12 protein-coding genes are annotated in these 13,853 nt (G+C 45.2%); 11 read left to right on the top strand and 1 reads right to left on the bottom strand.

The window, feature by feature from the left end; genetic code table 11:
- The 5 genes from rplI (at window position 1) to ftsH (ending at window position 5,750) form a co-directional block, all read left to right on the top strand.
- Window positions 1-447 (top strand): 50S ribosomal protein L9, encoded by a 447-nt coding sequence (gene rplI / locus KQI32_RS06485; RefSeq protein WP_216424376.1) that lies wholly within the window; start codon window positions 1-3, stop codon window positions 445-447.
- Between the two features lie 17 nt (window positions 448-464).
- Window positions 465-1,799: a replicative DNA helicase gene (gene dnaB, locus KQI32_RS06480; RefSeq protein ID WP_216424375.1), complete on the top strand. Its 1,335-nt coding sequence runs from the start codon at window positions 465-467 to the stop codon at window positions 1,797-1,799.
- Entirely contained in the window at window positions 1,783-3,132 is a 1,350-nt protein-coding gene (tilS, locus tag KQI32_RS06475; protein WP_216424374.1) for a tRNA lysidine(34) synthetase TilS, read from the top strand. Before dnaB ends, tilS begins: the two co-directional genes overlap by 17 nt.
- 9 nt (window positions 3,133-3,141) lie before the next feature.
- Entirely contained in the window at window positions 3,142-3,681 is a 540-nt protein-coding gene (gene hpt / locus KQI32_RS06470; protein ID WP_177689795.1) for a hypoxanthine phosphoribosyltransferase, read from the top strand.
- A 110-nt stretch (window positions 3,682-3,791) separates the two neighbouring features.
- Complete coding sequence (ftsH, locus tag KQI32_RS06465) at window positions 3,792-5,750, top strand: ATP-dependent zinc metalloprotease FtsH (protein ID WP_374197057.1); 1,959 nt, start codon at window positions 3,792-3,794, stop codon at window positions 5,748-5,750.
- Window positions 5,751-5,793: 43 nt separating this feature from the next.
- Here the strand turns inward: ftsH and KQI32_RS06460 are convergent, their stop codons facing one another.
- Window positions 5,794-6,273: a hypothetical protein gene (locus KQI32_RS06460; RefSeq protein ID WP_216424373.1), complete on the bottom strand. Its 480-nt coding sequence runs from the start codon at window positions 6,271-6,273 to the stop codon at window positions 5,794-5,796.
- A gap of 362 nt (window positions 6,274-6,635) precedes the next feature.
- Between KQI32_RS06460 and KQI32_RS06455 the strand changes: the two genes are divergently transcribed.
- The 6 genes from KQI32_RS06455 (at window position 6,636) to yfcE (ending at window position 13,718) form a co-directional block, all read left to right on the top strand.
- Window positions 6,636-7,064 (top strand): MarR family winged helix-turn-helix transcriptional regulator, encoded by a 429-nt coding sequence (locus KQI32_RS06455; RefSeq protein ID WP_216424372.1) that lies wholly within the window; start codon window positions 6,636-6,638, stop codon window positions 7,062-7,064.
- A 72-nt stretch (window positions 7,065-7,136) separates the two neighbouring features.
- Entirely contained in the window at window positions 7,137-8,870 is a 1,734-nt protein-coding gene (locus tag KQI32_RS06450) for an ABC transporter ATP-binding protein (RefSeq protein ID WP_216424388.1), read from the top strand.
- A complete protein-coding gene (locus KQI32_RS06445; RefSeq protein WP_216424371.1) occupies window positions 8,863-10,719 on the top strand; it encodes an ABC transporter ATP-binding protein in 1,857 nt (618 codons plus the stop codon). The genes KQI32_RS06450 and KQI32_RS06445 overlap by 8 nt, the downstream gene beginning before the upstream one ends.
- A gap of 106 nt (window positions 10,720-10,825) precedes the next feature.
- The gene (locus KQI32_RS06440; RefSeq protein ID WP_216424370.1) at window positions 10,826-11,764 is read left to right on the top strand and encodes an LCP family protein; all 939 of its coding nucleotides are present in this window, start codon (window positions 10,826-10,828) and stop codon (window positions 11,762-11,764) included.
- A 194-nt stretch (window positions 11,765-11,958) separates the two neighbouring features.
- A complete protein-coding gene (locus tag KQI32_RS06435; protein ID WP_216424369.1) occupies window positions 11,959-12,897 on the top strand; it encodes an LCP family protein in 939 nt (312 codons plus the stop codon).
- Between the two features lie 275 nt (window positions 12,898-13,172).
- A complete protein-coding gene (yfcE, locus tag KQI32_RS06430; RefSeq protein ID WP_177689780.1) occupies window positions 13,173-13,718 on the top strand; it encodes a phosphodiesterase in 546 nt (181 codons plus the stop codon).
- Window positions 13,719-13,853: the final 135 nt, after the last annotated feature.

Raw genomic sequence — 13,853 nt, 5'->3', positions numbered from 1 at the left:
ATGAAAGTAATTTTATTAAAAGACGTGAAAGCGCAGGGCAAGAAAGGCGATGTCATCAATGTCAGTGATGGGTATGCCAACAACTTTTTGCTGAAAAAAGGATTGGCGGCTCCTGCGACCAACGATAATATGAACAAGCTGAACAACGAGAAGAGCGCACAGGCGCACCGCAGGGAAGTGGAATGGAACAACGCACAGCAAATTAGGGAAGCAATTCAGGATAAGACGGTTTCCCTGCAGGCAAAAGCCGGAGATGGAGGCAGACTGTTTGGTTCTGTGACAACGATGGATATTGCGGAAGCGGTGAAAAAAGAATTAAAGGTAGAGATCGATAAGCGCAAAATCATTTTGAGCGATCCCATCAAAAATATCGGAAACTATACGGTGGAAGCAAAAATTCATCCGGAAGTTACCGCGACCTTTACCGTTGCGATCAAAGAGCTCTAAAAGTAAGGAGAAGCCATATGGAAATCGGGAGAGAGGTGCCATATTCCAGCGAAGCGGAACAGGCCATTATCGGTTCGATTTTAATCAAGCCCTCCTGCCTGCCGGAGGTGCTGGAGGCGGTTGCCCCCCACAATTTTTACATAGAAAAAAACAAACTGATTTTCACAGCGATTGTGGAGCTTTTTAACAGCAATAAGCCTATCGATGTGGTGACGCTGGGGGAAAAGCTGATTGAAAATGATGTGTATGATGCGGTTGGCGGCAAGATATACCTGCAGGAGATCATCACCAATGTGCCTATTGCTCTGAATGTTCTCTCCTACGCGGAGATCGTCAAACAAAAATGGGAAATCCGCAGTTTGATTGACGCCTCCAAGGATATTGAACAGGCATGCTTAAACAACGGAGAAGCCAATGATGTGATGGAATACGCGGTGCAGAAGATATTTGATGTGGCACAAAACCGTGATTCCCAGGGAGTTTCCCATATTAAACCCATCATTTATGAAAATTATAACCGTCTGTCGGAGCTGATGAAAAACGGAAATAAGATTTCCGGCATTTCCAGCGGCTATACCGATTTGGACAGTGTACTTCTGGGATTGCAGCCCGGTCAGCTGATTCTGATCGCGGCTCGGCCGGGTATGGGGAAATCCAGTTTAGCGGTCAATATTGCGCAGAACGCAGCAATCCGCGGCAATATTCCTGTGGCGATTTTTAATCTGGAAATGGCGAAGGAGGAGATGGTAAACCGTATCATCTGTTCCGAGGCAAAAATCAGCTCCCAGAAATTAAAGACCGGCGATATTAATGCGGAGGAGTTGGGGCGCTTTATCGATCTGCTTGAGCCGATTGCGGCTTCCCCGATTTATATTGACGATACCTCAGCTATTTCCGTTACCGAGCTTCGGGCGAAATGTAAGCGGCTGAAGCTGGAGCGGAATATTGGTTTGGTTATCATTGACTATCTGCAGTTGATGCAGGGTTCTGGAAAGGAATCCCGGCAGCAGGAAATTTCAGAGATCAGCCGTTCTTTGAAAATTCTTGCGAAGGAACTGTCGATTCCTGTCATCGCGTTGTCCCAGCTGTCCAGGGCGGCGGAACAGAGAAAGGACGACCCTGTACCGCGGCTTTCCGACTTGAGGGAATCCGGTGCGATTGAGCAGGACGCGGATATTGTCATGTTTTTATATCGGGAAGAATATTATAATGCAGAGACCGAGCGTAAAAATATCTGTGACTGCTATATATCAAAAAACAGGGGCGGTTCTACCGGCAAGGTGGAACTGGTCTGGCTTGGTGAATACACTACGTTCTATAACAAGGAGATTTCCCATGATGTTCCTTACTAAAGTAAGCGCTTTCATGGATGAATATCAGATGCTTCAAAATGGCGGCAGGGTCCTGGTCGGACTTTCCGGCGGTGCGGACTCGGTTGCCCTTTTATGTTTATTGCATGATATGGCCTCCCGGGATCCGTCTATCCAGATAGCCGCTGTTCATGTCAACCATATGCTGCGGGAGGATGCGCAGAGGGATGAAGCTTTTTCCCGTGAGCTGTGCAGGAAAAGGGAGATTCTGTTTTTTGCAGAGCGGGCGGATGTGGCTGAGGTCAGCCGCAGGAAGAACATTTCCCTGGAGGATGCAGGCCGGCAGGAGCGGTACCGGATTTTTCAGAAGTACCGCAAAAGACTTTGCTGCGATGTCATTGCGACGGCACACCATAAAGACGACGCGGCGGAGACCGTGCTTTTAAGACTGCTACGGGGTTGTGGTACGGAGGGGCTCAAAGGGATTCTGCCGGTGAGAGAGGATGGCGTGATACGTCCCCTTCTTTGTGTTTCCAAGGCAGAAATTCTGGATTATCTAAATCAAATCAGTCAGGTTTATGTGACGGATGAAACCAATTTTTCCTGCGATTATACCCGCAACAAAATCCGCAATGAGTTGCTTCCCTGCCTTGAAAGGGAATATAATCCGGGGATAAAGGAGGCACTTTTCCGGCTTTCCGCCCTTGCCTCGGAGGACTGTGCCTGCCTTGAAAAAAGGGCGGAAACGCGTTTTGCATCCCTCTGTAAGATTTGGGATGGCGAGGCGAGGTTTTCCAAAAAAGAACTCCAACACGAGGAGCCGGCAATTCGCTCCCGCTTGATTCGGAAGGCCTATCAAAAACTGGCAGGGAAGCGGCTTGCGTATCATCATATCAAGGCGGCGGAAAAACTTTTGGCCAATCAAACGGGAAAACAGATATCTCTACCCGGAGGAATCCTGGCTGAAATCCGGTATGATTCTTTTGTTATGCACCCGCGGTCTTCTGCAGAAAAGACGTTTTCCTTTGCGATTACCGATGGCTTTTCCCATCTGTTCGCAGAGACTGGTTTTCGTATCAGCGCGAGGCTCTCCTCCCAGAAGGAAGCGGGAAAAAACCTTTTGTCTCTTCCGGCAGACGGACGGATTACGGTTCGTTCCCGGAGAGAGGGAGACAGCATGCAGCTTCCGGGAACCGGAAGCAAGAAGGTAAAGGATATTTTTATAGATAAGAAAATTCCCCGTTCCATGCGGAATGCTTGGCCTTTTATCACTTATCAGGATGAGATTGTATGGATGGCGGGTTTTTATAAAAATGAGGTCCGGCAGAACGGAAAGCAATATTATATTATAACCATTGAAAAACAGGAGAGATAACCTATGATGATGCACAGTGACTGCGAAAAAATTCTATTGTCTCAGGAGCAGCTGAAAGAGAGAATTGCCCGGATGGGAAAAAAGATTTCAACAGATTTTGATGAGAGTGAACCGATTATCGCCATTGGTATACTCAAGGGATCTGTTATCTTTATGGCCGATTTAGTGCGGGAGATTGAAAAGAGCGTGGAGCTTGAGTTTATGGCGGTATCCAGCTACGGAGCTTCCACCAAGTCCTCCGGTGCCGTAAAAATTTTAAAGGATCTGGATATTGACATCAGCGGAAAAAATGTTTTGATTATAGAGGATATTATCGATTCGGGAATCACTCTGTCCTATCTGAAGGAAATGCTGTTAAAACGCAATCCAAAAAGCTTGAAAATATGCACACTGCTCAATAAGCCGGAACGCAGAAAGGCGGATGTAAAGGTAGATTACATCGGTTTTGATATTCCGGACGAATTTGTCATCGGCTATGGATTGGACTATGACAACAAATACCGAAACCTGCCCTATATCGGAATTTTGAAACGTGAAATTTACGAATAGTTTTATTGTTCGGTTTGAAATGCTTAAAATAGGTAACAATATTATACGGAAACGAATGTTGTAATTTTGGAAAATATATGTTAGAATTATCATAATTTGATTTGTAAGGCATGGTGCGCTGTTTTTTTCGCACGAGGAGGTTTGGACGTTTGAAAAAATACGTAAAAGAGATCAGTTTCTATCTGCTAATGTTTGTTTTGTTTATTTCGATGGTCTTTTTGCTGACTAACAATAACAAGATGGATCAGAAGACCTATTCCCAGCTGGTGAGGGATATTCATTCCGGGCAAATCAAGCAGATGGAAATTACCGAATCCAACAAGGCCTATATTATTTATAACAATGATAAGAAGGCGGAGGTTGATATTCCAAGCAAGGATATTCTATACCGTGACGCAGGGGCTGCTATCAATGAACAGATACTCAAGCAAACGCTGGATATCACAACACCTGTCTCACCTGGAATGCCCTGGTGGGTTACTTTGATTCCGCCTCTGGGAATCGTTTTGGTTGCCGTATTCTTCTGGATGTTCTTCATGAAACAGTCCCAGGGCGGCGGAGGAAAAGCGATGTCCTTTGGAAAGAGCCGCGCGAAAGTGGCGGATACCGATAAAAATAAGGTAACCTTTGCCGACGTTGCAGGCGCTGACGAAGAAAAGGAGGACTTGAGTGAAATCGTTGATTTCTTAAAAGATCCTTCCAAATTTACGGAAATCGGTGCGAGGGTGCCTAAGGGCGTACTTTTGGTAGGCCCTCCCGGAACGGGTAAAACATTGCTGGCAAAAGCCATTGCAGGCGAAGCAGGCGTTACCTTTTTCAGTATCAGTGGTTCTGACTTTGTGGAAATGTATGTGGGTGTCGGCGCGTCCCGTGTGAGAGATTTGTTTGAACAAGCGAAAAAGAGCGCTCCCTGCATCATCTTTATTGACGAGATTGATGCTGTCGGCCGGCATAGAGGTGCTGGCTTGGGCGGTGGACATGACGAGAGAGAACAGACATTAAACCAACTGTTGGTGGAGATGGATGGATTTGCATCCAATACAAATATTATTGTAATTGCAGCCACCAATCGTCCTGATATTCTGGATCCTGCACTGCTGCGTCCCGGACGTTTCGACCGCCAGATTGTTGTAAATTATCCTGATATCAAGGGCAGAGAAGAAATTTTGAAGGTTCATGCGCGCGGGAAAAAGTTTGAGCCGGATGTAAGCTTTAAGGTTTTGGCAAAGACCACTCAGGGCTTTACCGGGGCAGATTTGGAAAATCTTTTGAATGAAGCTGCTTTGCTTACGGCAAGAGGAAACCGCAAGCTGATCGGCAACCGGGATTTGGAGGAGGCAATGATCAAAGTCATTGCCGGGCCGGAAAAGAGATCCAGAAAAATTACCAAAAAAGAAAAACGCCTGACCGCATATCACGAGGCAGGCCATGCGATTGTCACAGCGCTCCTGCCTTCTCAGGACAAAGTACATCAGATTTCCATTATCCCCAGAGGAATGGCGGGGGGATATACCCTTTCTCTGCCTTCCCATGATAAGAGCTATTCCTCCAAAATCGAGATGGAGGAGGAGATTGTTGCTCTGCTGGGCGGACGTGTCGCTGAAAAGTTGATCTTGGATGACATCAGCACAGGAGCATCCAATGACATTCAGCGTGCGACCAAAATTGCGAAGGATATGGTCACAAAATATGGTATGAGCGACAGGCTGGGAACCCGCTGTTTTGGCACCGGCCACGATGAAGTCTTTATTGGCAAGGATTTTGGCCAGACACGAGACTATTCCGAAAGTATTGCGGCAGAAATTGATGAGGAAATCAAATCCATCATTGATACCGCTTATGAAAAATGCAAGGAATTATTGGAAACCAATATTCAAAAACTGCATGAGGTTGCACAGGCCCTTTTGGAGAAAGAAAAACTGGACGAGGAAGAATTCATGGTAATCTTCCCTTATGAAAAGGAAGAGCAGGAAGACTTGCTGGCCGATGAGGTCGAAAAGGATGTGCAAAAGGAAGAGATAGCATCTCAGGAACACCTGAAATCCTCAGAAGAAAGCACAAAAGAATGAGAAAAAGCGCACTGCATTGTATTGCGGTGCGCTTTTAAAATTTTTAAGATTTACGTCTTATCTCTTCTATCTGATGTAATTTTAGAATGACCGCCCGGGCGATAGGCTGAGCGATGATTGCTTCCACTGCAAAGGATATTGCAAAATTCCGAGGCCATTTATAGAAGAACAGAAGGATTGGCTCCCAGGAGATTTGCCGGCTGCCGATTACGGTCAAAAAGATAGACATCAAAAAGACAGTACACAAAATATTGATGGTAATGTGTGAACAAAAGCTGTCACCCTCCGCTACGATTTTTGATGTCAGCCATTCAGCTGGTTTATAGGTAATGAGAACCAATGCGATGACACTCAACCATAGAAATGGTATCACTTTTAAAACATCCGCCCATACATGCAGGTGAAATCCAAATTCAAAGCAGGTGATAAGCGGTGCAATGATATTCACGGACAGGATTGAGATGACTGCCATAAACAGTGCGAATTCTTTTTTGTTTCTCGGTAATTTCATGTAAAATTCCATATGCGTTCTCCTTTTATTTCATTCTAAATTTGTTTTAAGCCAAAAAGAAAGCGTGAAATCAATCTCGATTTCACGCTGAACCATTATACGCGTTAATGATAACATAAGTATAACGGAAAATCCGGAATTTTTCAATAGAAATTTTGGATAAAATTTATATGAGCAATTCCCGATAATTTTGCAAAAATCGGAAAAATATTGTCATAATGGCATGTGAAAGCATATCTTTGCTTCTACATATTCACTTTGCAAATAGCTGCGTCCTATTCACAGAAAGTTCATTTTTGATTTTCTTCATACGGTTGACATGAACACGAGACAGAGATATAATGTAAGCATGCTAACAAAAAGGAGGGGTGAGGATGAGAAATGAAATCGGTTATCAAATCAGAACGCTTTCCAACCTGTTGAAGAGGAAGGTATTTGAGTACGCGCCTCCTCCGGACCGGTTTGGATTGACAGGCATGCAGGCGGGAATTGTTGCTTATCTCTATGAAAACAGGGATAAGGCAATCTATCAGAAGGACATTGAAGAGAGATTTTCCATCCGCCGTTCCACCGCCTCCAGGTTTTTAAAAGCACTGGAAGAGAAAGGAATTTTAGAAAGGGAGACTGCAGATTTTGACGCCAGGCTGAAAAAACTTTCTTTGACGCCCCAAGCCCTAACCCAGCATGAAAAAATTGCGGAAAAACTTCAAATTATTGAACAGCAGGCAGCCAGAGGATTGTCGGAGGAAGAAATCAAACAGTTTATGGCCATAGCGGAAAAAATCAAACAGAATTTGAGATAGCAGGAGGAGATGTGGTCAGAAAGTGAAACCTATTTTCGGAAATTTGAGACAGAAAAAGATTGGAGTGTTGTTATGATTAAACGGCTTGCGGCCTGTGTCAGAGAATATAAGAAAGATTCGATTCTGACGTCGGTAACCGTTACATTTGAGGTGCTTATGGAGGTTATTATTCCATTTTTTATGGCATTCCTGATTGACGAAGGAATCAATGTGGGGAATATCTCCAATATATATAAATATGGTGCGATGCTGGTTGTTTTCGCATTGCTGGCGTTGCTGTGCGGAGTATTGGCGGGAAAGTATGCGGCCAGGGCTTCGGCAGGGTTTGCAAAGAATCTGCGCAGGGATGTCTTTTACCGGGTTCAGAACTTTTCCTTCTCTAATATAGACAAATATTCAACAGCCGGGATTGTCACACGGCTGACAACAGATATCACCAATATACAGAACGCCTATCAGATGATTATCCGCATCGCTGTCCGCGCACCGCTGATGCTGATATTTTCATTGATTATGACGTTTACCATCAATTCCAGACTTGCAGTGATCTTTCTGGGAGTTGTCCCAGTGCTGGCACTTGGGTTATATCTGATCATACGGTATGCCCATCCGATTTTTAAACGGGTTTTTAAAACCTATGACAGGCTGAATAATGTCGTGCAGGAAAACCTGCTTGGAATCCGTGTTGTGAAATCTTATGTAAGGGAAGAACATGAAAAAAAGAAATTCAACGAGGTTTCCGATTCGATTTACCGGGACTTCACCAAGGCGGAAAAAACAATCGCCTACAACATGCCTTTGATGCAGCTGTGTGTTTATTCCACGATCCTTCTGATTTCATGGCTCAGTGCAAAGATGATTGTGGCCTCCACGATGACAACCGGGCAGCTTACCAGTCTGATCTCTTATACACTGCAGATTTTAATGAGCCTGATGATGGTTTCTATGATTCTGGTCATGATTACAATTGCCAGAACATCTGCGGAACGGATCGATGAAATTCTGCAGGAGCAGAGCGATCTGCACAATGGACCAAATCCGGTTCGGAAAGTACCGAACGGTGCGGTTCAGTTTGAAAATGTCAGTTTCAGTTATGCAAAATCAAAAGAAAAGCTTTGTCTCCATCAGGTGAATCTGGATATCAAATCCGGGCAAACCATTGGAATTATAGGAGGAACCGGTTCCGCAAAAACCACTTTGGTGCAGTTGATTCCCCGCTTGTATGATGTGACGGAGGGTACTGTCAAGGTGGGAGGTATCGACGTAAGGCAATATGATGTTGAAACCCTGCGCAATGAGGTTGCTATGGTATTGCAGAAGAATACTCTCTTTTCGGGAACCATCAAAGAAAATCTGCGCTGGGGAAATGAGAGCGCGACCGATGAGGAGATGATACACGCCTGTAAGCTGGCACAGGCAGATGAATTTATACGCAGTTTCCCGGATAGCTACGATACTTATATTGAGCAGGGCGGTGCCAATGTTTCCGGAGGACAGAAGCAGAGACTGTGTATCGCAAGGGCACTATTGAAAAAACCAAAGATTCTCATTCTGGACGACTCCACCAGTGCTGTGGATATGAAAACCGACGCATTGATTCGCAGAGCATTTCAGGAACAGATCCCCAACACAACGAAATTTATTATTGCGCAGCGTATTTCCTCGGTGGAGGATGCGGATAGAATTATTGTGATGGATAATGGAGGAATTAATGGGTTTGGAACCCATGAAGAGCTGATGCGGGATAATGCGATCTATCAAGAAGTATATACCTCCCAGGTGAAAGGAGGAATTATCCATGAATAAGAAAAAAGGTACCTTGAGACGGCTGATGAAATATGTGACGGCCGGGCATAAGCTACAGTTTCTCATCGTCCTTGTCTGCATTTTGATAAGCGCTGTGGCCAACGTTGCGGGATCTATGTTTATTCAGGTACTGATCGACGATTATATTTCACCGCTGCTTTTGGATCCCTCCCCTGTCTTTACCGGACTTCTGAAAGCAATTCTCATAATGGGAATGATTTATCTGACCGGCGTTGTTTCCACTCTCTGCTATAACCGGCTGATGGTGACGATCTCCCAGAATGTCCTCAAAGACATCCGGGATAATATGTTTGACCATATGCAGGAACTGCCAATCAAATATTTTGATACGCATTCTCATGGGGATGTTATGAGTCATTATACCAATGATACCGACACGCTGCGGCAAATGATTTCACAGAGCATTCCTCAATTGTTCAATTCTGTTATCACAGTGGCCGCCGTGCTCTGTGCCATGATTGTGATGAGTATCCCATTGACCATTCTGGTCCTTCTGTGTGTTGCTGTCATGCTTGTGGTGGTGCGAAAGGTAGCGGGCAAAAGCGGTACCCATTTTGTGAAACAGCAGCAGGCACTTGGAAAAATGAATGGTTTCATTGAAGAGATGATCGGCGGGCAGAAGGTCGTCAAAGTATTTTGTCATGAAGAGAAAGCCAAGAAGGAATTTGACGGACTGAATGAGTCGCTGTTTGAAAATGCCTATAAGGCCAACAAATTTGCGAATATTATGGGGCCTATTATGAATAATCTGGGGAATCTGCAGTATGTTTTGATTGCCGTTCTGGGAGGAGCTATGTCTATCATTGGATTTGGCGGGATCAGCCTTGGCATGATCGCTTCCTTCCTTCAGCTTTCCAAAAGCTTTTCACAGCCCATCAATCAGATTTCTCAGCAGATGAACTCTATTGTTATGGCGCTGGCCGGAGCACAGCGTATTTTCGATCTGATGGACGAAGAGCCGGAACAGGATGATGGGTACGTTACGCTGGTAAACGCAATACTGGAGAACGGACAGCTGACAGAAACCACCGAGCACACTGGAATCTGGGCTTGGAAGCATCCCCACGGGGACGGGACAGTCACTTATACAAGAGTCCAGGGAGACGTTCGTTTCTTTGACGTGGATTTTGCCTATGATCCTGGAAAGACGATTCTGCACAATGTAACCCTCTATGCTCAGCCTGGTCAAAAAGTAGCCTTTGTGGGGGCTACCGGGGCAGGGAAAACCACAATCACCAATTTGATTAACCGGTTTTATGACATCGAAGACGGGAAAATACGGTACGATGGAATCAATATCAATAAGATAAAAAAGAGCGACTTGAGAAGGTCGCTGGGAATTGTACTGCAGGAAACAAATCTGTTTACCGGTACAGTGAAGGAAAATATTCGGTACGGCAAACTGGATGCCACGGATGAGGAGATTATTCGGGCGGCGAAGCTGGCCAATGCGGATGAGTTTATCCGGATGCTTCCCAACGGATATGATACCCAGCTATCCGGAAACGGCGCCAACCTTTCCCAGGGACAGCGCCAGCTGATTGCCATTGCCCGCGCGGCGGTGGCAGATCCTCCGGTCATGATTCTGGATGAGGCTACCTCCAGTATTGATACCAGAACGGAATCTATCGTGGCGCAGGGAATGGACGGTTTGATGCATGGACGTACGGTTTTTGTCATTGCGCACCGGCTGTCAACCGTACGCAATTCGGATGTCATCATGGTGCTGGAGCTGGGCAGAATTATCGAGCGGGGAACGCATGAGCAGCTTATTGACGAAAAAGGAAAATATTATCAGTTATATACCGGTGCCTTCGAGTTGGAATAGAAATGTTTGCAAAATGTTTACAAAGAAAGGATAGACATTCCAAAAGCGCTATGCTATGATAAATATGTTTTGAATCATTTGAAAAATTTATCATAGGGTGAAGAATATGAAAAAGAGAGTGCTTAAAATAGCAGCGTTCAGTCTGGGTATCTTTCTGCTGGCTTCGGCAGGCGTGTTTGCCTCCCGGTATTTTATCAATTATGCGGTGGAGGAGGAACCAGAGATAGATGAATCCCAGCTGCTTCAGGGAACAGCTACCCTGGAGGGGGACAGCAAACAGATAAATGTTCTTTTGATGGCTACGGACCTGGGCGGCGTGCATACGGACAGTATGATGATCGCATCCTATGACAAGGAGCGCCAAATGCTCAATATCATAGCGGTTCCGCGGGATACCCGGGTCATGATCAATGAAAAGCCTTATAAGCTGAACACCGCTTACGCGTTAGGAAAAAAGGGACAGCAGCAAGAGCTGACGATCCGCAAGATCAATGAGTTTATCGATCTTCCGATTCACTATTACGCTGTGGTAAACACCAAAGGCTTTCGCAATATTGTGGATATTTTGGGCGGTGTGGAGATTAATGTGCCCATGCGGATGAAATACGACGATCCGGAGCAGGATTTGCATATCGATCTGTATCCCGGGCTGCAGGTGCTGGATGGAGACAAAGCGGAACAATTTTGCCGCTTCCGAAAAGGATATGTGGATCAGGATTACGAGCGTTCTATGGCTCAGCAGCAATTTTTAAAAGCACTGATCGATCAGAAGCTGAAACCGGAATATTTCTTTAAAATCGGCAGTATCTTTCAGGAGATATCGGCAAATCTGGATACCAATGTAGGAATTGGGGATATCGCCAGCTTTCTGCCGTTTATCAAATCGATCAATAATGGAAATACGAACATGTACTATATGCCTGGGGAAGACAAGGTGATTGACGGCGTGTGGTATTTCCTGCCTGATCAGGAGAAGACGGACGCGCTGATCCGGGAAAAATTTTTGAATCAGCCTGCCGGAAACTCCGCGGACGCGGCGGCATAGTGCTATCGATACTATCTTTTTTAAGCAGCGGATCCTCCGCAGATTATTTGCGGAGGATCCGCTGCTTTTGTGAATGGAACAAAAAAAAGTTGAATTTCAAGACTGATATGTTATAATAGAATAGTGACTGGCTAAAACCAAAAGTCAAAGTTGTTACGCAAACGAAAAGAAAAATATGGAGCTGAACCGAATCGATGAATTTCAAGAAATACATAAAAATTGTTTTATTGGCTGCTGTTATCTGCACAACCGTGCTGGGTGCCATTTACGCCTCCAGTTATTTTATCAATGGAGACGGGGACGGAGGCATGGTATCCAAGCAGAACAAAGAAAAAAGGGTAAATGTCCTTTTAATGGCTACCGACAAGGGCGGTTTGCTGACAGACACCATGATCATTGCCTCCTTTGACAAGGAGCGCAATATGTTAAATATGCTCTCTCTGCCAAGGGACACCAAGATTACCATCAATAATAAGACGCAAAAGCTGAATGCGGCTTATGCGTTTGGAGAAAAGGGTAAACGGCAGGAACTGGCGATCCAAAAAATAAAAGAAATCGTGAATCTTCCGATTCACTATTATGCAGTGGTTGACCCGGAGGGATTCGGAAAGATTATAGATATTCTGGGGGGTGTAGAGATTGACGTGCCCCAGAGAATGAAGTATGACGATCCGGCTCAGAATCTGCATATTGACCTTTATCCGGGCGTTCAGGTGCTGGATGGTGACAAGGCGGAACAATTCTGCCGGTTCCGGAAGGGGTATGCCGATCAGGATTTGGGACGTCAGAGAGCCCAGCAGCAATTTTTGAAAGCCTTGGTGGAACAGAAACTGAAACCGCAGTATATTCTCAAAGCGCCGGAACTTTTCAGTGAGGCTTCCAAGTATATTGATACCAATATCGGGCTGAGCGATGTAACTACCTTTCTGCCTCTTATCAAAATGTTCAATGCAGAAAATATGTATTCCTATCAGCTGCCCGGCGATACCAAAACAATTAACGGTGCGTCTTATTTCATCTGTGACCGGGAAGAGACGGATAAACTGATAAACGAAACCTTTTTGAATATTCAGCCGTCGCCGTCGCCGGAAGCGACAACGGCGTCCGCAAAACAGGGGAATTCTAAAAAATAACGAAAGGAAGATGTCCCCCCTGTCTCTTAGGCGGCGGGTTCCGCTTCATTTTTCTGTGGCGGTACAATTCCATCACAGAAACGGGGCATTCCGGGGCTTTGCCCCTTATTGAACGAAAAGCAGGATATTCCCTGACAAAGGCTGTATTCCAGGGCAAAATCCTTTATTCAAACAAATAAAAAAACGGTGCAGCGGTCTGGTATGCACCGTTTTTTTCATTCAGAATACGGTAAACGATCTACAGAAAGAATCGTTTAAGGAGAGGAGAAAGAAAAATGAAATTTATGATTGCATCGGATATCCACGGCTCTGCCTTTTGGTGCCGTAAAATGCTGGAGGCGTTCGACAGAGAGCATGCGGATCGATTGCTTATTCTGGGCGATATCCTGTATCATGGCCCGCGCAATGATCTTCCAGATGAATACGCTCCGAAAGAGGTGATTTCCCTGCTGAACCGGAGAAAGGAAAAACTTCTGTGTGTCCGAGGCAACTGCGATACGGAAGTGGATCAAATGGTGCTGGAATTTCCGATTATGGCGGAATACTGCCTTCTTTCGGAGGGGGAGCGTTTGATCTTTGCAACCCATGGACACCGTTTCAACCTCTCCTCTCCGCCGCAGTTAAAGCAGGGCGATATCTTACTGCACGGGCATACCCATGTACCAGCATGCGAGGTGGAAAATAAAATCATCTATATCAACCCTGGTTCCATCTCCATCCCGAAAGAAAATAGTCCCCACGGTTACCTTATCCTTGAGAAGGGATCGTTTCTTTGGAAGGAGATTGATGGAAAGGAGTATAAGACCTATCAGATGGAATAAAAGCCAAGCGGATGCAGTTTGCCCCTGAAATGCGGAACAACAGGGATAGAGATAACAGACGGGCAAATAAATTACCGTTCTTATTTTTCGGTAAATATGAATGAAATCTTAAGAATAAAGCAAAACGGTAAAAAA

It is taken from the genome of Acetivibrio sp. MSJd-27 (genome assembly GCF_018918095.1).
In the GTDB taxonomy this organism is placed as follows: Bacteria; Bacillota; Clostridia; order UMGS1840; family HGM11507; genus HGM11507.
This window is presented reverse-complemented; position numbering and strand designations above follow the sequence as displayed.